Below are 20339 nucleotides of genomic sequence, written 5' to 3' on the forward strand. Positions count from 1 at the left end.
AACGACGATGGAGTGAGCGAACCCTGGCGAAGCCAGGGCCGGATGAACGGGCGGAAGGGTTTTGGTGACTTTTGCCCGCAAAAGTTACTCGCCCGGGAGGGCGAAACCAAAAGCATCCGCAAAATCGCGGCAATCCGGAACAGACACCGAACAACACGCCAACACACAAACTTGCCAGTCCGGTATCAACCAAGCCTTCCCCCCCCCAAAAATCCGAAGAACCCGTTTTAACACCGCGATAGCAATGCACGACTACATGGATACAAGAGGTAGAACACCGAGGCCGCTCTTAGAAGTGCTCTTGAAACTGCCCATCGACCACTCAAATCCCCTAGAATCACCGGCTGCCTACGGGATGAATACCACGAGTCACTGTCGCCCATGCCCACCATCACCCACGACATCGAGCGCTGCGCGCAGCAGCTACAGAGCGGCGAGCTGGTCGCCATGCCCACCGAGACCGTCTACGGCCTGGCCGCCGACGCCCGCAACGGCGACGCCGTGGCCAAGGTGTTCCAGCTCAAGCAGCGCCCGGACAGTAACCCGCTGATCGTCCACCTGGCCGATGCCAGACAGGCTGCCGATTGGGTCAGCCAGATTCCGCCGCAAGCCCAGGCTCTGATGGACGCTTTCTGGCCGGGGCCACTGACCCTGGTGCTGCCGGCGCGTGACGAGGTGTTGCGCAGCGTTACCGCCGGGCAGGACAGCGTCGCCCTGCGCGTACCCGCCCACCCAGGCGCGCGCGCCCTGCTGCAGGCATTCGGCGGCGGCCTGGTGGCACCCTCGGCCAACCGCTACATGTCGATCAGCCCGACCAGCGCCGCCCACGTCGCCCAGCAGTTCGCTGACAGCGAGCTGCTGATCCTCGACGGCGGCGCCTGCCAGGTCGGCCTGGAGTCGAGCATCGTCGCCCTGCTCCCCGGCGACGCCTCGCGCCTGCTGCGCCACGGCATGCTCGACCAGCAGCGCCTGCAACAGGTACTCGGTCAGGAGCTGGAAACCCGCAACGGCGGTCTGCGCGCACCGGGCCAGCACCGCCGCCACTATGCCCCAGGCACCCTGGCCAGCACCTTCGTCGAAGTGCCCGAGGCGGCGCTGGACGCACCCGACTGCGGCTGGATCTGGTGCGGCCAGGCCCGGCCAACCCGAGGCCCGGCCATCGATCTGAGTGCAGACCCTGAGCGCTACGCCGCCGGCCTGTACGCGGCCCTGTACCAGCTCGACGCCCTGCGACTGCGCCACCTGCATATCGCCCTGCCACCGCAGGGCGCTGCCTGGGCCGCCGTGCACGAACGCCTGCAGCGCGCGACCACCCAGTAGCGCTGCTGCCTGCTCAGCCTGCGGCCAGCGACCGCCAGCCCCGCGCATCGCGAACCTGCAACACCGCGCCGGGCTGATCGTCCAGACGCAGCAGGTGCAGCCAGTCGTTCTCCACCAGTTCACGCACCACCTGATGCTCGGCGATGATCCGGTCGATCATCGCGCAAGGCGCGGCGATCACCACACTCAGGCGCAGCGGCCGATGCAGCCAGCGCTGGCCGTCGTGCAATGACTGCCGTGCCAGACCGATGCGCAGGTCGCCGCCGTTACCCTCGAACACGCCGATATGCCCGCCCACCACGTTGTGCAGCACTTTGTTGCCGCTGCCAAAGCGCAGGTTGTCGGTGGTCGAAGTCAGGTACTGCAGGTTGATCCAGTGCGCCACCACCATGGGCGCGGTCATGATCAGTTCCAGCACCTTGCCGCCCTCGTCCAGACGCCAGTCATAGTCATGCAGGAAGGCACGACCCTGCAGGTCGAGGCCGCGACTGCGCGCACGCGGCGCGGCGATAAAGGCAGCATTGCCGGCCAGGCCCCACTCTGGCCGCGTCTGCGACCAGTCGTTGGCGCGCCGGCGCAGCGCGGCGAAGAGCCGCCCAGGGCGCTCGGCCAGGTGCTCCAGCCCCAGGCGCGCCGCGCGCTCCTGGCGCACCCGCACCGCGGCGGCATCCAGTGCCTCACGCAGGCGCTGCCAGCTGGGTACCAGCGCGGCTGGCAACGCCTGGCTGTCGAACACCTGCACCTCGTCGGTGGTGGTGTTGTGCAAGCCGGCCAGCACGCGGCACTCGGCCGGCAGCTCGATACCCTGCCCGACCAGCCCCTGACGCACCTGCGGATCATTGAGCAGATCGGCCAGCACGCGGGCGTTCACCTCCCCACTCTGCCCGCAGCAGGCGCCACAATCGAGCCCGGCAGCCTGCGGATTGTTGGCGCTCTGGCTGCCATGGCCGAGCAGCAGGATCAGCGGTGGGAAATCCCGCGTCAGGCTCATCGCCCGCAGGATGCGCGCAGCCAGTTCGACCCGCTGGGCATCGGCCTGGGGCGCCAGCACCGGACGCAAGCGTTGCCACTCGCCGGGCTTCCAGCCCACCTGCTCGGCCGGCAGGCCTGCGCTCAGCAGGCCGCTGGTACGCCCGAGCAGGCTGGCGGCGTAGCCCAGGCCGAGGGACTCGACCAGGGTGAAACCGGAGGCCGGCAAACGCTCGAACAGGCGCCAGCGCCCCTGGCGGGTCAAGCGGGTCTGACGCCGCTCGGCCAGTTGCGCATTGCAGGTTGCATCTGCGCAGCTGTCGCTGACGGTCAGTTGCGGCGCCAGCAAACCGGGCAGCTGCGGACGCGTGGCGCTGGTGCCCAGCGGCGTGTAGGCGATGGGCAGGCCGAAGAAGCCGGCGAAGCCGCCGGCCTGCACCTGCGGGCAGACGAACTCCAGCGCACGGCGCAGCGGCTCGGAGCGCACGTCGATGCAGAAGTACACCTTGGCCAGCGGCGTCTCGGTTGCCTGCTGCGCCGACTGGCTGCCCAGCAGCCTTTGCAGATGCGCCTGCCAGGCCAACTCTTCGGCGCGCTGCCACAGTTGCAGCGCCTGCCAGGCCGCTGAGGGTGCCTGGCTGCGGGCGCCCTGCCAGGCACGGCGCCAGCTATCCCAGCGACTGCCCGGCTCACGCCGGCGATCATCCACCAGCCATTCCCAGGCGGCGCGGATGGCCAGCAGATCGAACAGCGTGGCATCGTCGCCACCACCTTGCCGAGCCTGCCAGCGCTGGTAGGCGCACCACGAGGCCCAGCCCAGGTTGCGCAGCAGCAGGCAATCGAACCACTCCTCCAGCTCCGCCGCCTCCAGCCCCAGGCGCTGCACCGCCACTTCCAGGGCCGCCTGGGGTTGCTGCGGCAGTTCAGCGATACGGGCGCCCAGTTCCGGGCAGGCACTGAGCACGCTGAGGCCCCGGTCATCCTGCATGGCCTGGCGCCAGGCCTGGTAGAGACCGCCCTGACGATCCACATGCCAGTCCGCCTGACTGTCATCGAACCAGGCAGCGCAGCACTGGCCGATCTGCTGGGTGATCAGCGTCGGCCAGCCCGGCAGCGCGATCTCCGCGTCGGCGATGTCCTCCAGCAACGGCAGGCCGCGCGCATCTTCATCCATGTCCTGCAGCGCCTGCACCAGCTGCGCCACCGTCCAGCCATTAGCCTCGTCGGCCAGCACCTGCTGCAGGTGGTGCTCGCCAATCTCGCCGCTGGCCCAGGCCTGGCGATAGTCTGCAGCAGCCAGGGTCAGGCGGCTGCCGGCGCGGCGCCAGAGTTGCTCGGCCACTTCGCCCCAGCGCTGCTGGCGGCGCTCCCACAGGGGGCTGACCGCGATCAGGCGATCCAGCGGCCAGGTCGGGGCAATCCGTTCGCAAGCCCGCGCAGCAGCGGCCTGCAGGGTGTCGCGGTCGATCACGGCAAAGTATTCGATAGCGGTCATGAGTGCTCTCCATTAACGGCGACGGTGGACTGCAGTGGGCGTACCGGCATCGGGCGTACCGGCCACAGGCGAAAGGTCAGGCGAGTGAAGTGTTCGTCGAGGAAGAAACCGGCGAATGCCGCCGGATACAGCCGCCGCGCCAGGGCACCTTGCGGCCGCGCGACGATCCAGGCCTGCAGCAGGTACAGGGCAAGGAACAGGCCCAGGGCGACCAGGCTCAACGCCAGCGGCGCGCCCGGCAGCTGCGTGCCGCTGGCGAGAATCCAGCTCGCCGCCAGGTGCCACAACAGGTACAGCCCCAACAGCAACGCGAGGGTGATGCCGGCGTACAGCGAGCTGCCGCGCCGCAGGCACCAGGGCGCCAGGCCCACGGCGAGGATCGCCAGCGCCTCCAGCGGCAGCGGATGCTGCGGCAGCACTTGGCGCCACAACTGATCGAGCCCCACCACCGCCAGCGCTGCCAGTGCCAGCGCCAGCAGCAACGCGGCCAGCCCCGGCGCCGGGCGCGCCGGCTGCAAAGCCTGGTGACGCACCTGCAGCACCGTCTCGCCGGACGCCAGGAAGGCATGCGCCTTGTACAGCGAGTGCGCCAACAGGTGCACTAGCGCCAGTTCGTAGAGGCCCAGGCCGCATTCAAGGAGCATGAAACCCATCTGCGCGCAGGTCGACCAGGCCAGGCGCACCTTGATGCTGATCCGGGTCATCATCACCAGCGCCGCGAGCACGGCCGTCAGGCCGCCGACCAGCACCAGCAGGGTCTGTGCGACCGGTGCAGCGGACAGCAAGGGCGCGAAGCGCAGCAGGACGAAGCCACCCAGGTTGACCACCCCGGCATGCAACAGCGCCGAAACCGGCGTCGGCGCCTCCATCACCTGGATCAGCCAGCCGTGCACCGGCAACTGCGCGGACTTGAGGATCACCGCCAGCACCAGCAGTACGGCCGCCAGGTGCAGCTCCCAGCCCAGTGCGCCGCTGCCCTGCTGCACCGCCACCTGCTCGAGAATCGCCGTCAGCTCGCTACTGCCCGCCGCCCGCACCAACAGCACGCAGGCCAGCAGCAGGCAAACGTCAGCCAGGCGACTGGCGAGGAATTTCTTGTGCGCCACCACCAGCGCCATGGGCCGGTCGCGGTAGAAGGTCAGCAACTGATGCAGGCACAGGCTGGAAACGATCCAGGCCGCGACCAGCGCATACAGGTCGCGGCTGGTGACCACCATCGCCACCGCCGCCAGGGTGCCGAGCAGCGCCAGCAGGTAACGACGCTGGCCGGGTTCACCCTGCAGGTAGCGCGCGGAGAACTGGATGATCACCAGCGCCAGCAAGCTGATCAGGCTGGCCATGGCCAGCCCGAGACGGTCGGCCGGTTGATCATCCAGTCCAGCCTGCAACAGCGCAGCCAGCACCAGCGCGAGCCCCGTGATGGCGGCCAAACGACCCGGCCACCAGAGGCTGGCCTGCCGACTGCGCGGCCACAGTGCCACGGGCAGCAGCGCCAGGGCGTACAACCAGGGCAGCCAGGTGGCCAGTTGAGAAGACAAAGGGAGCATGAGCGATCTCCGGAGATGGGCGATGACGATAGTCTCCGGTAGTGCTTTATTTATTTAAAATAGATTGATAAGAATCTAACGTTCACTTTTAGAGAACCATCCATGCGCCGTCTCAATTTCCATCATCTGCACTACTTCTGGGTCGTGGCCAAGGAAGGCAATCTGACCCGCGCCGCGCAATCCCTGCATGTGGCGCAGTCGGCGCTGTCGACGCAGATCCGCGCGCTCGAGGAGCAACTCGGCCACGCCCTGTTCATCCGCTCCGGGCGCAACCTGCTGCTGACCGAGGCCGGGCAACTGGTACTGGATTACGCCGACAGCATCTTCGCCCTCGGCAGCGAATTGCAGATGACCTTGCAAGGTGCGCTGCAGGCCAATCAGCAACTGCGCATCGGCGCCGTCGCCACGCTATCGCGGAATTTCCAGGAGAACCTGCTGCGGCCCTTCCTCGGTCGCGGCGAACTGCGCATCGTGCTGGAGTCGGGCAGCTTGGGCGAATTGCTGGAACGCCTGGCCCTGCACAAGCTGGATGTGGTGTTGACCAACCAGGCGGTGAGCAGCGATGCCCAGCGCTCCTGGCGCTGTCGTTTGCTGGATCGGCAGAGCGTGTGTCTGGTCGGCCCGCCGCGCGCCGGCGAGTTCGACCTGCAGCGCGACCTGCAGCAGGCGCGTCTGATCGTGCCGGGGCGCAGCAGCGACATCCGCAGCCAGTTCGACCTGTTCTGCGACAGCCGAGGTCTGCGCCCGGACATCTGCGCCGAAGTCGACGACATGGCGATGTTGCGTCTGCTCGCGCGCGACTCCGGCGACATGGCGCTGTTGCCGGCGGTGGTGGTGCAGGACGAACTGCAAGCTGGCGTGCTGCAGCTCTACGCCGAAATTCCGGAGATCGCCGAGCAGTTCTTCGCCGTGACCCTGCAGCGCCATTTCAACCTGAGCATTCTCGAAGAGCTGCTGGCCTGACGAGTCGGCTGCACCGCTACTGAGATGCGAGTGCCTGATAAAACGCCCGCACGTTGGCGAAGGCCTCGCCGAAATAGGCCTCGTAGCTGTGTTTCTCGACATAGCCCAGGTGCGGCGTGCAGAGCACGCGCGGATGGGTCAGCAGCGGATGATCGGCCTGCAGGATCGGCTCCTGCTCGAACACATCCAGCGCGGCCTGGCCTGGCCGGCCGCGATCCAGCGCCTCGAGCAGCGCCCCCGGTGCGATCAGCTCGGCACGGCTGCTGTTGACCAGCAGCGCGTCGGACTTCATCCGCGTCAGGTCGTCGGCAGTCACGCAATGCCGCGTGGCGTCCACCAGGCGCAGGTGCAGGCTGACGATATCGGCCTGCGCGAAGAAAGCCTCGCGCGTCGGCGCGGCCTCATGGCCATCGGCGACCGCTGCCTGGCGCGACGCCTCGCTGCCCCACACCAGTACCTGCATGTCGAAGGCCCGCGCATAGCGCGCCAGGCGCTGGCCGATCTTGCCGTAGCCCCAGATGCCCAGCGTCTGGCCGTACAGACGTTGCCCCAGGTTGACCTGCCAGTGCCCGGCATACAGCCCGTTCATGGCCTCGCGCAACCCACGTCGGGCGTTGAGAATCAGCGCCCAGGTCAGCTCGGCGGCGGCAATCGGCGAGCCGGTGCCTTCAGCGACCGTCACACCACGCTCGCGACAGGCCTCAAGATCGAGATGCGGCCCTGCCCGCCCGGTCTGGCTGATCAGCTTGAGCCTGGGCAGACGCTGCAACAGCGCGGCGTCGATGCGCGTGCGCTCGCGGGTCAGCACCAGCGCGTCGGCCTCGGCGAAACGCTCGGCCAGCACGTCCGGGTCACTGACGGCATCGTGATACACGTGGACATCGAAGCCTTCCAGCAGGCGGAAACACTCCAGCTGCTGCACGACGTGCTGATAGTCATCGGGTATCACGATACGCATGCAGCTTCTCCTCTATCGGTATCAGGCGACGCTGGGGGCGCCAGCCTTCTGACCGCGCGCACGCCAGGCGCGCCAGAACGGCAGCACGGCCATCACCGCCACCAGCGCCCAGACCACCCAGGTAATCGGGCTGGCGAAGAGGATACCGATATCACCGCTGGACAGCGACAGCGCACGGCGCAGGTTCTGTTCCATCATCCCGCCGAGGATGAAGCCCAGCAGGATCGCCGACAGGGGGAAATCCAGCTTGCGCAACACGTACCCGAACAGGCCGATGGCGATCATCAGATAGAGGTCGAAGGTCGTCGCATGCACCGCGTACACGCCGATCGCGGTAATGATCGCCACCGCAGGCACCAACGCCCAATAAGGCACGGCGAGCACCTTGGTGAAGATCTTGATCATCGGCACGTTCATCACGATCAGCATGATGTTGGCGACGAACAGCGAGGCGATCAGGCCCCAGACGATGTCCGGCTGATGCTGGAACAGCAGCGGCCCGGGCGTGATGTTGTACAGCGTCAGGGCGCCCAGCATCACCGCCGTGGTGCCCGACCCCGGTACGCCGAGGGTCAGCATCGGCACCATGGAGCCACAGGCCGCGGCGCTGTTGGCGGTTTCCGGTGCGGCCAGGCCGCGCAGGTCACCGTTGCCGAACTTGTTGTCCTTGACCGCCATGCGCTTCTCGCTCATGTAGGACACCGCACTGGCCAGGGTTGCGCCGGCACCTGGCAGCACGCCAAGAACGAAACCGACCACGCCGCTGCGCAGGTTGGTGGCGAGCACGAAGCCGCCCTCCTTGAGGTTGAACAGCATGCGCCCACTGGCCTTGATCGCCTTCTGGCCATGGTGGGTACGCTCGAGCAGCACCAGCAGCTCACTGACCGAGAACAGCCCCAGCACCAGCACCACGAACTGAATGCCATCGGCCAGCCCGAGGCTGCCGAAGGTGAAGCGATAGACGCCGCTGTTGGCGTCGATGCCCACGCACGACAGCAGCAGGCCGAGCAGTGCCGCCACGGCAGTCTTCAACGGCTTACTGCCGGCCATGCCGGCCAGGCAGGTAATGGCGAAGACCATCAGCACGAAATACTCGGCCGGGCCGAAGGCCACTGCCCATTTCGCCAGCAGGGGCGCGAACAGCACCACGCCGATGGTGGCGATCACGCCGCCGATGAACGAACTCCAGGCCGACAGCGACAGTGCCACACCGGCCTGGCCCTGACGCGCCAGGGGGTAACCGTCCAGGGTGGTCATCACCGCGGACGCCTCACCCGGAATGTTGAGCAGGATCGAGGAAATACGGCCGCCGTACTCGCAGCCCAGATAGACAGCGGCGAGCAGAATCAGCGCCGTCTCCGGCGGCAGGCCAAGGGCGAAGGCGACCGGAATCAGCAGCGCCACGCCATTGATCGGGCCCAGGCCCGGCAGCAGGCCGACCACGGTGCCGATCAGGGTTCCGCACAGTGCGGTGATCAGGTTGTAAGGACTCAGCGCCACGCCGAAGCCATGGCTGAGATAACCGAGCGTTTCCATGGGTCAGCTCTCCAGATTGGCGAGAATGCCGAGCGGTAGCGGCACCGCGAGGGCTTTGTCGAACAGCAGGTACAGGCCGATGGCGAGTACCACGCCACTGATCAGGCTGTGCAGCCAGCGGCCGCCATACAGGCGCGCCATGCCAATACCGAACAGCACGCTGGCGAGGATGAAGCCGAGCGTTTCGAACAGCATCGCGTAAGCGAGCATCAGCCCGAGGAAGGTCAGCGACTTGAGCAGCACCGCCCGGTTGAGTGGCGGCTCCTCACCTTCGGCTGGCGCTGGCGGTTTGATCAGCAGCTGCACGCAGCCGAATGCGATCAGCAACAGCAGCAGCAATGGGAAGGCTTTCGGCCCGACCGGCTCATAGGAAAAAGGCGCGCTGTAGCCCCAGGCCAGAACGGCCAGCACACAGCACAGCAGCAGGGTGATACCTGCAAAGATACGATCTTGCATGGTGTTGCTCCGCAGCGATGCGCCGCCCGCAGACGGCGCATGGGACTATCACTCAACCAGGCCGAATTCTTCGCCCAGCTTGCGGTATTCCTGTACCTGCGCCTTGACCAGCTTCTCCAGCTCCGGGCCGGTCACGTAATCGGGCAGCACGTCACGGTCGGCCAGGTAGGCCTGGAAGTCCTTGGAGGCGTTGAGCTTGTCGAACTGCGCGTGCCACCAGGCCACGTCTTCGTCCTTCACATCTGGGCCGAGGAAGTAGCCACGGATCAGCGGCCACTGAATCTCGTAGCCCTGCTCACGCGCGGTGGGGATCGAGGCCAGATCGCCGTCCAGGCGTTTCTCGCTGAAGATCGCCAGGGTGCGAATCTTGTTGCCCTTCTGCGCGCGAATCTCGCTGGCACTGCCGGTGACCAGATCGACGTGCCCGCCCATCAGCGCCATGTAGTGCTCGGCACCACCTTCGAACGCGGCATAGCGCAGTTCACGCGGATCCACGCCAGCGGCACGGGCCAGCAGTGCGATCTTCATCCAGCCCTGACCACCGATGCTGCCGCCACCGCCGACGATGACGCTCTTGGGATCTTTCTTCAGCGCCTGCACCACATCATCGAGGTTCTTGTAGGGCGAGTCCTCACGCACGGCCAGGGTGCCGTAGTCGTTGCCGATCACGGCCAGCCACTTCACCGCGTTCTCATCGAAACGACCGTACTTGCCCAACGCCAGGTTGAGCAGCGAGGCGCCGGAGAAGGCCACCAGGGTGCCCGGCTCGGCACGGCGGTTGGCCGCGATGGAGTTGTAGGCCACGGCGCCGATGCCGCCTGGCATGTAGGTCACACGCATGGGGGCCTTGAGCAGTTTTTCGTCCTTGAAACCGGCCTGGGCCAGCTTGCAGGTCAGGTCGAAGCCACCGCCCGGCTTGCTCGGGGCGATGCACTCCGGACGCGCCGGCTCGTTGGCCAGCACGGAGGCACTGGCCAGCAGCGCAGCCAGGGAAAGCGGCAGGATACGGCGAATGGAACGGGTGATCATGATGGGTTCCTCTTATTAGATTTGTAGGCAAAGACGCTGGGTTACCAAATCGGCACGATGTAGCTAAGGATCAGGCGATTCTCATCCAGATCACGGACGAAGCTGGAGCGATAGGTCGCGTTGCGCCAGGTCACGGTCAGGTTCTTCAGGGCACCCTGGCCGAAGGTGTAGGCGATATCGGTGTTGCGCTCCCATTCATGGCCCTCGCCTGCGGCGAGGTCGACCTGGTCGCCACGCACGTAGCGGGTCATGAACTTCAGGCCAGGCACGCCGACGCTGGCGAAGTCAAAGTCGTAGCGCAGTTGCCAGGAACGCTCATCCGGCCCGGCGAAATCGTTGATCTGCACGAAGTTGGTCAGATACGGCGTGGCGCCATCGACATAGGTGAACGCATCGTCACCGCGCATCTTCTGGTAGCCAAGCCCCAGTGCATGACCGGCCAGGCTGTAGGTGAACATACCGTTGAGCGCCTGGTTGTCGATCTTGCCGGCACGCTCCTGACCTGCCTCGGCGTTATTGAAGTAGCGCAGATCGCTCTTCAGCTTGCCCGGGCCCAGCGGCAACGTGTGCTGCACACCCGCGAAGTGCTGGCGGTAGACGTCGCTCAGCTCAGCGTAGTGATAGCTGACCACCAGTTGCGGGTTGATTGCATAGTCGACACCGCCGAAGCGCAACTCGTCACTCTCCGGGCTGCCACCGAAACGGCCGTTCTTGTTGTTCAGGGCCAGCTTTTCCGAGCCGGACACGTCACGCTGCACGACACGGTTGATTTCACCCAGGGTGAAGGTCGCCCGCTCGATGTCCTTGCTCTGCAGCTGCCAGCCTTCGAATACCTGAGGCAGCAGGCGTGCGTTGCTGTATTGCAGATACGGCATCTTCGGCAACAAGGTACCGACGCGCAGCTGGCTTTCGGCAAAGCGCACCTTACCGGTCACGCCCAGTTTGCTGTAGTCGTCCTCGGGGCGATTCTTGCTGTCGCGCGGCAACAGGTCGGTGCCGCTGCGATCCTTGGAAGAGTCGAGCTTCAGGCCGAGCATGCCGATGGCGTCGACACCGAAACCAACCGTACCCTCGGTAAAGCCGGACTCCAGGTTGAGAATGAAGCCCTGAGCCCACTCCTCGCGCTTGTTTTGCCCCGGAAACTGACGGAAATCCCGGTTCAGGTAGAAGTTACGCAGCTCCAGGCTGGCCTTGCTGTCTTCGATGAAGCCGGCCGCCTGCAAACTGGGCAGCGAGAGTGCCGACACACCGCAAGTGGTCAGCGTCAGGAGGGTCTTTCTTGTCATTATGGTCAAGCCCTTGATGTGGTGGTGAGTGAAGCGGTGTCAGGTTCCGGTTCTACGGCTGACCGGGACGTACACCTCGCCGGAGAACAACCGGCGCGCGGTGCGCACCAGGGAGGCGCGCATGTTCTGGGGCTGCCCGTCTGCTGCGGGCTGCAGGGAGACTTCGATCTGCCCGCCGGGATGTTCGAGGCGCACCAGCGCCTCACCGGAGATGGGCGCGATGTCCTGGGCGATGCTGCCGGCCACCGCACAGGCAGTCGCGAGGCCGATGGCACCGGTCGCGGCCACCGAACGGTGGCAGTTGTGCGGCATGAAGTAGCGCACGCTCAGGGTGCCGCCATGGCGTGCCGGCGCCAGCAGCACCGGCTTGGGAATCACCATCTGCGAGACGTCACCGAGGCCCATGGCCAGGCCGGCCTGCAGGCGGATGCGCTCCAGACGCTGGAGAAACGCTGCATCGGCGTCCAGCTCGGCCGGCGACTCGTAACCGGTTTTGCCCAGCGCCTCGGCATGCAGCAGCACCATCGGCATGGCCATGTCGATGCAGGTGGCCTCCACCCCATCGAACTGGTCACGGCAGCGGCCGGTGGGCAACAGGCTGCCGGTCTTGGCGCCAGCGGCATTGAGGAAGGTCAGCTGGATCGGCGCGGCCGTGCCCGGCACACCGTCGATGGCGGTGTCGCCGTCGTAACGCACACGGCCACCCGGCGTCATCACGTCGGAATCGACGAAGGTGTTGGTGTTGAGGTTGCGGATACGCACACGGGTCAGCGGCGAGCTGGCGTTGACCAGGCCGTGCTCGATGGCGAACGGGCCGATGGCGCAGAGCATGTTGCCGCAGTTGGGCGCAGTGTCGACACGGCGCTGGGTGACCATGACCTGGACGAACAGGTAGTCGACATCGGCGTCGGGATGGGGCGAGCGGCTGACGATCGCCACCTTGCTGGTCTGCGGGCTGCCACCGCCGATGCCATCGATCTCCAGCTCATGACCCGAGCCCATGAGGTTGATCAGCAGCTCGTCGCGTTGCTGCGGGTCACTGGGCAAGTGGTTGGCCAGAAATACCGGGCCCTTCGAGGTGCCGCCTCGCATGAGTACGCAAGGTACCGTCCGCATGATGCCTCCAACGCATTAAAACTGTTGATTGTTGCTTTGCGTTGATTATGAGGAGCCTTTGTTTCTTCTGTAAAATGCATATATTTAGATATTTATTCCAATATACGCATTAATGCATGAGCCAGCTGCCCCTGACTTGCCAGCCATAAGGAGAAAGACTAGGGTTCATTGGTAAATTTCAGGCAAAAATACAGACGACTAATAACGAGCACGCATGAATTACGAACTCCAGGACATCCGTGCTTTCGTGTAAATTGCCGAATTCGGCAATTTTCACGAAGCCGCCAACGCCATTCATCTGTCTCAACCTGCCCTGACTCGGCGCATGCAGAAGCTCGAAGAGAGCCTGGGCACGCAACTGCTCGACCGCACCACGCGGCGTGTCAGCCTGACCGCGGTAGGCCGCGACTTCCTGCCCAAGGCGCAGCGTCTGCTGGACGATTTCGAGCGTTCAATCCTCGGCATTCGCGAACTGGCCGAGCGCCAGTCCGGCCAGGTCACCCTGGCCTGTATCCCGACTGCGGCGTTCTACTTCCTGCCCACGGTAATCCGCGCGTTCAACCTGCAATACCCGAAGATCCGCATCCGCATCCTCGACCTCAGCGCCCACGAAGGCCTGGAGGCGGTGATCCGTGGCGAAGCGGATTTCGGTATCAACATGCAGAGCGGCCAAAGTGCGGAAATCGACTTCACTCCGCTGGTCAACGAACCCTTCGTGCTGGCCTGTCGACGTGACCATCCACTGGCCAAGCAGCCGGAAGTGGCCTGGCGCGAACTGAGCGACTATCGCCTGATCGGCGTCGGTCGCCTCAGCGGCAACCGGGTGCTGCTCGACCATGGCCTAGCCCATCTGGACTGGCGGCCTAGCTGGTTCTACGAGGTGCAGCACCTGTCGACGTCACTGGGCATGGTCGAAGCCGGGCTCGGCATCGCCGCCCTCCCCAGCCTGGCCATGCCCGCCGAAGACCACCCGATTCTGGTCAGACGGCCGCTGGTCGACCCGGTCATCAGCCGCACGTTGGGCCTGGTACGACGCCGGGGTTCATCGCTGTCGCCTGCCGCCGAGCAGTTCGTCGAAACCCTGCTCAGGCAATGGCCAAGCTATACATCGCTGGGAACCGATAGCGAATCGGGTTGAGCAGCCGCGCCGCTCGATTGAGCGGGCGCGGCGGGCCGGCTCAGAGGTGGGTGAACACGCGCTCGGCCGGCAGACGCGATTTCGGCAACGCGGCATTGAAATCGCTGTCGCTGCGATAGCCCAGCGAAACCATCACCAGGCTGCGCAGACCGCGATCAGCCAGGCCCAGCTCGCGATCCAGTGCGTCACGGTCGATGCCTTCCATCGGCGTGGCATCCAGGCCAAGGCTAGCGGCGCCCAGCAGCAAAGTACCCAGTGCCAGGTAAGCCTGCTGCTCCATCCAGTGCTGCGTATCGCCCGCTTCGCGATGCAGGTTCACGTAGCCGCCGCGGACGTTCTGCTGAGTCGTGCGTGCCGCCTCGTCACGGAAGCGTCCGTCGGCGCCCTCCTGTTCCAGCACGGTGGCAAGATGCTCATCGCTCAGTTCGCTCAGGGTGCAGATCAGAATCACGTGCGAAGCATCGAGCACTTTCCCCTGGTTGGCGGCGAAAACGCCCTGCGTACCCTTGGCCAGGCGCGCCTTGCCCTCGGCAGTGCTGGCCACGACGAAATGCCAGGGCTGCGAGTTGACCGACGACGGCGCCAGGCGCAACAGCTCCAGCAGTTCGTCGATGGTCGTCTGATCCACCTGGCGCGTCGCATCGTAGGCCTTGGTGGTGTAGCGCTTGCGGGCGAAGGAAACGAGGCTCATGAAACTTCTCCTGAATCAGTGGGTGAAAAAAGATGGCCGCTAGTCTGAACCAAGCAGGTAAGTGAAAACAGCCTGCAGGCACGGCAGGAGTTTCAACGCCAACACGAAAATCGCCCCACTGGTCTGAGGGCGATTGGTCAGTGACGACAGGTGCCTGCAATCAGCCCAACGTACGCGCCAGGAAGCGGGAAGCCGGCGCCACGATCTGCTCCTGCGCCGCCACCAGCGGCAGATCCCGCGCGCCCTCGGCGGTCTGCTCGACCAGCGCATACAGCGTCGCGGTGGCCAGCTCCAGAGCCTGCGCCAGCGGCTGCCCGGCCAGCAAACGGCCAAGCAGGGTCGCGGAGAACACGTCGCCCATGCCGTTGGGCAAGGGATGCAGGGCCAGGCGCGGTGTGGTCACCAGCCAGGCCTCCTCACCGTTCACCGCCAGGGTGCCCAGCTCGCTCTCGGGAATATCCGGCGTCGCCAGGCTGGTGATCACCACGATATCCGGCCCCCGACCACGCAGTTGCCGGGCGATCTTCACCGCCTCCTGCAAGCTGCCCAGCTTCGCCCCGGTAAGCAGCTCGAACTCGAACTGGTTCGGCGTGATGATGTTGGCGAAGGGAATGGCCTGGTCACGCAGAAAATCCGGAATCGCCGGATTGACGAACACGCCCCGACCGACATCGCCCATCACCGGGTCACACAGGTAACGCACGTTCGGGTTGTGCTGACGAATCTCGCCGACCACTTCGAGGATGACTCGACCGCTGTCGGCATCGCCCAGATAGCCCGACAGCACCGCTGATAGGCGCGGCAGTACGCCACGCTCACGCAGCCCAAGCAGCACGTCGCGCACGTGCTCGGCACCGAATACCTGGCCGCGAAATTGCCCGTAGCCGGTGTGGTTGGAGAACTGCACGGTATGAATCGGCAGCACCTCGAAACCCAGGCGCTGCAAGGGAAATACTGCCGCGGCATTACCGACGTGGCCCCAGGCGACATGGGATTGGATCGATAGAACCAGCGGCGGCAGAACGGCACTCATCAGGGGCTCCGGCAGTGAAGGAAGGAGCGGCGATTATTCGTCATGTCGGGCTGCACGGCCACTGCAGCCCCAGAGAACAGCACGTCGAATCAGCACTACAAAAGCGTTAGACATCGCCGTAAAAGGCCGTCACCGGCACCAGCGCGCACCTGTAGGAGGCGCTTCAGCGGCGAGCTTTTTAGCGCGGCTAAAGCCCCCAAAAACTCTGCTCAGAGCGAGCATCGATCTCACTAGGAAGATGCGAGAGTCGTCAGTTGCCGCGCTAAGTCGGCGCGTCCAGTGGGCAGGCAATTGTGCTATGACGCTTTTCAAAGCCAACGACCATGCTTGACCCTGCCCCTTAGGGCAACCTGCATGCTGCCGGCTCTCTTTCAGATCGGAGCTGGATAGCTGATGACTGCGTTATCGATGGTCACCGGTGCCAACGGGCACCTTGGCAACAACCTGGTTCGGCAGTTGCTCGCCCGCGGGCAGCCGGTACGTGCCGGAGTTCGTGATCCCGCACACAGCACTGCCTTGCAAGGGCTTGGCTGCGAAGTGGTACGCGCGGAGCTGAAAGACATCGACTCTCTGCGCCAATCGCTAAAAGGGGTCGATGTGCTGTACCAGGTCGCTGCCGTGTTCAAGCATTGGGCGCAGAACCCACAGGCTGAAATCATCGAGCCCAACGTACAGGGCACGCGCAATATCCTTCGCGCCGCCGCCGAGGCCGGCGTGCGCCGCGTCGTCTATGTCAGCTCCATCGCGGCGGTGGGTCACGACGGCCAGTATCTGGATGAAACGGTCTGGAATGAGGAACAGCAGAATCCCTACTACCTTTCGAAGATTCTCTCCGAGCGCGCCGCCTGGGAGGAAGCGCAGGCATACGGCATCTCGATGGTCACGGTATTGCCCTCGGCGATCATAGGCCCCCATGCCGAACGCCTGTCCGACACCATGGGCTTTCTCGCTGCCGTGCTGGCGCGCAAGCTGGCGCTGGATCCGGACTTCCATTTCAATTTCGTCGATGTGCGGGATGTCGCCGATGGCCTGATCCAAGCCGCCGAACGAGGCCGCCCTGGACAGCGCTACATACTCGCGAACCGCGAGTCTTCGTCGTTGGGCGAGGTGATCGCCGCCCTCGATACGCTCCGTCCTGGGCAGCACCTGCCTGCGCGTGCGCCCAAGGCCTTGCTGCTCTCAGTCGCCATGCTGCAAGCATGGCGTGCACGCCTCACTGGCCAACCGGCCGAATTGCTGCCCAGCCAGGTACGCATGTTCCATGGTGTGCGCCAACGTTATTGCATCGACAAGGCAGTCGACGAGCTGGGCTACCGACCACGCCCGCCACAGGAGGCTCTCAGGCAGGCGTTCGAGTACCTGCTGACGCGCTGACTGCGGTCGCGAACTGCCGGTTTATCTGCGCCTGCAACTCGGTCAGGCGCTGTTCCTGAAGCTGCAAGGCCTGTATCTGGGCTTGCAGCTCCTGGCGCTTGGCTTCGATGCCCTGATTGGCGAGCACCAGGGGAAATGGCGAGTCATGCCGCTTGGCGGCCAGCAGCTCGCTCATCTCCCCCAGTTTGAACCCCACCGCCTGAGCCGTGCGAATCATCTGCAACAAGGTCAGGTGAAAAGGCGTATAGCGTCGGTAACTACCGAGACGCTGCGGGCTGATCAAGCCCATCTGTTCGTACAAACGAATGGCTTTGGGCGTACACCCCGACAACTTGGCCACTTCACCGATGTACATACGCCGTCCTGTCAACGCTCGATTGGGGGGGCAGAAGCTTAATGGCTGAACGGGGCGCTGTCTTCAGATCAGGTGGCGGGCTTTCGTGAGTGGCTACTATCGGCCAAAAGCAGCCCTTCGAAGTGGTCGCCAAACGAGACCCGCTGCGGGTCAGCCCCCCCAAAAACTACCGCAGGTTATCCGTGCCCACAGAGATTCCACCGAGCACTCGTGAACGGCTATAGCCCCTCAATAGTAAGGAAGTAGCCCTCGTGGTTTGCTCTGGCGCAAGGGTGTTGCCATGGCAAGGTTGCACAGCCCGGGACAGACCAAGCGCCGCAACTGGCGCTAATGGCTAGCGAAATTATGGTTAGGTACCTGTCTGGCGACTTCTTGTGGGGCATGCAGATGAGTAGCCGTTCTCTTGTAGGCTGCAGGTGCATGATCCAATGAAGCAGAGGTATAGTCGAAACGACTGATAAGGAGATGGTTCGGAATGGAAGACCTAGCCACAAAAATAATACCTCTCGTGCAGTTCCTTATCCCCGGATTTGTAACCACAGTGATCTTCTACTGGCTTTCTGAGTCACCAAAGCCAAGCCAATTTGAAAGAACGATTCAGGCTCTAATAGGCACTGGCCTGATAAGCATCTTGGTGCTCGGCATTGAGCTGTTCGCAAAGTGGATAGGGTCTAACTGGCAGGTTTTGGGGCCGTGGGATGACTACGTGGCTACCGTATGGTCGGTTGTGTGCGCAGTTCTCCTAGGTCTGTCCTTGGCATTTGCTGCCAACAACGACACGTTGTATACCTTGGCACGAAAGCTCCGCTTCACCTCCCGAGCTTCGTACTCCGAATGGTGCCTCGTCTTCAGGAAATACCCTAAGCGTTGCCTGGTGCTGCATTTGCTGGATGGGCGGCGGCTATGCGGGTATCCAAGGGTTTGGCCAACAGATCCAAACACAGGGCATTTTCTGCTCGAGCAAGCAGCGTGGGTTGTTGATGACACCTACTATGAGTGTTCGGGTGAGTTCGTTCTGATTGGAAATAGTGACATCCATTTCGTTGAGGTCCTGAAGTAGGAGTAAGCCTGTGAGCGATTCAGAAAAGATGGTCAGTTCGCCTGGCCCAGGTGTTCAGACTAATGGAGCAAATCCTCCCGCCCCTGCAAATGTCCGACCAGCGATGGCGCCGACATCTCCGCCGCCGCCACCGAAGAAATAAGTGGTGAACTGGATGGCTAGCAGAACTGATCAGGGGAAGTCTGGTTGGGTGGGCACTCGGGACGGCATTAATGTGAATCCGCCTGCTCCGACAAACATTCGACCGACTCAACCTCCGAAAGCGCCACCTCCCCCTCCGAAGCGAGATCCAAAATGACGAAGAAGATCGGTGGAAAACCTGGCTCCCCGGTTCAGGGTGGGGTCAATAAAGAGACGACAAGCCAAAGGCCTTCTGCGCCACCCTCGGCACCGCCGCCACCACCTAAAAAAGGTGGGTGACAACCCGCCCCTGAACCACTTGGATTTGCTGAGTGTTTTTTGGCCAAAATCGGGGCGCTAGTGTCCGCTTCTGGCCGATAGCCGCCACTCCACACCTTGCCCTCTCCCCTCACCCGCGCTCCAGTCCGCCCGGCCACGGTCAATCCCGTGACCGGGCGTGAGAACCGGAAAATCGTCCAAGGCGCGGAAGCGCCATAGCAGTGTAGCCAGCGCTTTTTTGTGCCCGGTTACCGCATTTCTATGGCGGGCCGTGTGAGGCAGGCCTCGACCTGGCCGGTTCCCTTGGACGCCGGTTTATCACCCTTGCATGGTCCGCCTCCATAGCCCGTGAGAAGACTGGGAAGCGGCTCCTTAATCTGTCCAAGGAGCATAAGGAAAATGCACTATCCCCCTTTTACCCAAGGGCTCCGCCCTGGGCTGCTGGCTGTCGTACTGACTTCCATTCTGGAGGTGCTGCATGACCAAGTCTGAATCCGTCATTATCCCCTTCCCTACGCCACGCAATCCGTTGCAAAGCTTTGTCTCGGACGAGTGCCCGTTGCAGGCAGCAGCCGAGTATCGAGCGGCATTATTGGCCAAGCTGTTGCGGCGCATGCCAGAGCCAGAGCTGGTCAATTGCACCAATGCGCTGCTGAGCGAGTTGATCATGCTTTACCGTCGGGCCATCGCTCAGGCATCCAGGAGAGCTGCCCATGATTGAGCTGCAGCGGTACCTCACTCACCTGCCTGCTCATGACGGGCAACCGGCTGCCGACTTCGGTTGGAACGCAGATTGCCAGGCCAGCTTCGGTCACGGCGTGCAAACCGCGCAGGCCTGGCTGGACGATGCCAATAGCGGCTGGCTATGGGCCCATCTGCTGCTGGAACGCCAGCTGTACCCGCCGTGTGCTCAGCGCCATGCCTTCGAGCTGGGCTTTCTCAGCTGCATCCACCAGCGTCTGTGCTCCTCCTTGGGGGGCGATCACAGGGCCAAGCGGACGGAGCTCAGGCTGTAGGCAATCCCCGTGGCACCTGTGCGTTTGCAGTTTGCTCTCGCACAGGCGCCAGCCATTCAGCGGTGCGCACGGCGCACCCTGCGGTCGTGCTGAACGTTAGGGGGGCAAGCAGCCGGACGCCCTGACCTAGAGCCAGCGCCTTACCGTGCGGCAGTACTGTTCGAAGTCGTTGCCGAAAAGGTTGGCCAGGGCGCGTTCCTCCGGGCGGATCTGAAAGCGGTTCATGAACAGTACGAAGCCCAGCACGCCCAGCACTGAAACCGGCGAAGCCAGCAGGATCGACCAAGCCAGCAAGGCCGTCGCAAAGCCCAGGTACATGGGGTTGCGCGTGTAACGGTAGATGCCCGAACTGACCAGTGCCGAAGCCGTTTCCGGTTGCAGCGGGTTGACCGTGGTGCTGGCCTGGCGGAAGGAAGCAACACCTGCCAGGCAGATGAAGGCGCCCACCAGCAAGACCACAAGTGCGAGGCCCACGCGCCATTCGATGGACAGCGCCAGCACTCCTGGCAGGTAATAGGCCGCCAGACACATCATCACACCGCACAGGGCTGCGACCGCTACAGGGGGGATGCGATTTTCCAGTACGTCCATGACGTCA

Annotated in this window: 19 protein-coding genes; 7 read left to right on the forward strand and 12 right to left on the reverse strand. The window is 64.1% G+C overall.

Annotated features, from left to right (window positions below):
* Positions 1-381: 381 nt before the first annotated feature.
* The gene (locus tag ACODS1_RS22040; protein ID WP_489087332.1) at positions 382-1320 is read left to right on the forward strand and encodes an L-threonylcarbamoyladenylate synthase; all 939 of its coding nucleotides are present in this window, start codon (positions 382-384) and stop codon (positions 1318-1320) included.
* A 13-nt stretch (positions 1321-1333) separates the two neighbouring features.
* Here ACODS1_RS22040 and ACODS1_RS22045 read toward each other — a convergent pair whose 3' ends face one another.
* Both ACODS1_RS22045 and ACODS1_RS22050 read right to left on the reverse strand, forming a co-directional pair.
* The gene (locus tag ACODS1_RS22045) at positions 1334-3784 is read right to left on the reverse strand and encodes a YbcC family protein (RefSeq protein ID WP_489087333.1); all 2451 of its coding nucleotides are present in this window, start codon (positions 3782-3784) and stop codon (positions 1334-1336) included.
* Positions 3781-5331, reverse strand: a complete 1551-nt coding sequence (locus ACODS1_RS22050; protein ID WP_489087334.1) for an NADH-quinone oxidoreductase subunit L — start codon at positions 5329-5331, stop codon at positions 3781-3783. The genes ACODS1_RS22045 and ACODS1_RS22050 overlap by 4 nt, the downstream gene beginning before the upstream one ends.
* Before the next feature lie 102 nt (positions 5332-5433).
* Between ACODS1_RS22050 and ACODS1_RS22055 the strand changes: the two genes are divergently transcribed.
* A complete protein-coding gene (locus ACODS1_RS22055) occupies positions 5434-6294 on the forward strand; it encodes a LysR family transcriptional regulator (protein WP_322977597.1) in 861 nt (286 codons plus the stop codon).
* Between the two features lie 16 nt (positions 6295-6310).
* On the opposite strand, the gene ACODS1_RS22060 is transcribed toward ACODS1_RS22055, so the two are convergent.
* From ACODS1_RS22060 to ACODS1_RS22085, 6 genes are read right to left on the reverse strand one after another with little or no spacing between them, the layout of a single operon-like run.
* Entirely contained in the window at positions 6311-7252 is a 942-nt protein-coding gene (locus tag ACODS1_RS22060) for a D-2-hydroxyacid dehydrogenase family protein (RefSeq protein ID WP_489087335.1), read from the reverse strand.
* A gap of 21 nt (positions 7253-7273) precedes the next feature.
* Entirely contained in the window at positions 7274-8788 is a 1515-nt protein-coding gene (locus tag ACODS1_RS22065) for a tripartite tricarboxylate transporter permease (protein ID WP_489087336.1), read from the reverse strand.
* Between the two features lie 3 nt (positions 8789-8791).
* Positions 8792-9244 (reverse strand): tripartite tricarboxylate transporter TctB family protein, encoded by a 453-nt coding sequence (locus ACODS1_RS22070; RefSeq protein ID WP_489087337.1) that lies wholly within the window; start codon positions 9242-9244, stop codon positions 8792-8794.
* Positions 9245-9292: 48 nt separating this feature from the next.
* Positions 9293-10273 carry a tripartite tricarboxylate transporter substrate binding protein gene (locus ACODS1_RS22075; protein WP_322977593.1) on the reverse strand — a complete coding sequence of 327 codons (981 nt, stop codon included), beginning with the start codon at positions 10271-10273 and terminating at the stop codon, positions 9293-9295.
* A 41-nt stretch (positions 10274-10314) separates the two neighbouring features.
* Complete coding sequence (locus ACODS1_RS22080) at positions 10315-11559, reverse strand: OprD family porin (RefSeq protein WP_489087338.1); 1245 nt, start codon at positions 11557-11559, stop codon at positions 10315-10317.
* 39 nt (positions 11560-11598) lie between these two features.
* Entirely contained in the window at positions 11599-12675 is a 1077-nt protein-coding gene (locus ACODS1_RS22085; RefSeq protein WP_489087339.1) for a 4-oxalomesaconate tautomerase, read from the reverse strand.
* Positions 12676-12928: 253 nt separating this feature from the next.
* Between ACODS1_RS22085 and ACODS1_RS22090 the strand changes: the two genes are divergently transcribed.
* Positions 12929-13813 (forward strand): LysR family transcriptional regulator, encoded by an 885-nt coding sequence (locus ACODS1_RS22090; protein WP_489087362.1) that lies wholly within the window; start codon positions 12929-12931, stop codon positions 13811-13813.
* Positions 13814-13853: 40 nt separating this feature from the next.
* On the opposite strand, the gene nfsB is transcribed toward ACODS1_RS22090, so the two are convergent.
* Positions 13854-14504, reverse strand: a complete 651-nt coding sequence (gene nfsB / locus ACODS1_RS22095) for an oxygen-insensitive NAD(P)H nitroreductase (RefSeq protein WP_489087340.1) — start codon at positions 14502-14504, stop codon at positions 13854-13856.
* Between the two features lie 160 nt (positions 14505-14664).
* Entirely contained in the window at positions 14665-15537 is an 873-nt protein-coding gene (pdxY, locus tag ACODS1_RS22100; protein ID WP_489087341.1) for a pyridoxal kinase PdxY, read from the reverse strand.
* Positions 15538-15945: 408 nt separating this feature from the next.
* Here pdxY and ACODS1_RS22105 point away from each other — a divergent pair, with 408 nt between their 5' ends.
* A complete protein-coding gene (locus ACODS1_RS22105; protein ID WP_489087363.1) occupies positions 15946-16911 on the forward strand; it encodes an NAD-dependent epimerase/dehydratase family protein in 966 nt (321 codons plus the stop codon).
* On the opposite strand, the gene ACODS1_RS22110 is transcribed toward ACODS1_RS22105, so the two are convergent.
* Positions 16877-17266 carry a MerR family transcriptional regulator gene (locus tag ACODS1_RS22110; protein ID WP_489087342.1) on the reverse strand — a complete coding sequence of 130 codons (390 nt, stop codon included), beginning with the start codon at positions 17264-17266 and terminating at the stop codon, positions 16877-16879. The two genes, ACODS1_RS22105 and ACODS1_RS22110, sit on opposite strands and share 35 nt — an antisense overlap.
* Positions 17267-17741: 475 nt before the next feature.
* On the opposite strand from ACODS1_RS22110, the gene ACODS1_RS22115 reads away from it, so the two are divergent.
* The 3 genes from ACODS1_RS22115 to ACODS1_RS22125 all read left to right on the forward strand — a co-directional run bounded on the left by ACODS1_RS22115 (position 17742) and on the right by ACODS1_RS22125 (position 19741).
* Positions 17742-18326, forward strand: coding sequence for a DUF6338 family protein (locus ACODS1_RS22115; protein ID WP_489087343.1), 585 nt, complete (start codon positions 17742-17744; stop codon positions 18324-18326).
* An 877-nt stretch (positions 18327-19203) separates the two neighbouring features.
* A complete protein-coding gene (locus ACODS1_RS22120) occupies positions 19204-19446 on the forward strand; it encodes a hypothetical protein (RefSeq protein ID WP_489087344.1) in 243 nt (80 codons plus the stop codon).
* On the forward strand, positions 19439-19741 hold the full coding sequence (locus tag ACODS1_RS22125; protein WP_489087345.1) for a LasR-specific antiactivator QslA: 303 nt from the start codon (positions 19439-19441) through the stop codon (positions 19739-19741). The genes ACODS1_RS22120 and ACODS1_RS22125 overlap by 8 nt, the downstream gene beginning before the upstream one ends.
* 126 nt (positions 19742-19867) lie before the next feature.
* On the opposite strand, the gene ACODS1_RS22130 is transcribed toward ACODS1_RS22125, so the two are convergent.
* Complete coding sequence (locus tag ACODS1_RS22130; RefSeq protein ID WP_489087346.1) at positions 19868-20332, reverse strand: methyltransferase family protein; 465 nt, start codon at positions 20330-20332, stop codon at positions 19868-19870.
* Positions 20333-20339: the final 7 nt, after the last annotated feature.

This window comes from Pseudomonas sp. FG29, assembly GCF_057809355.1.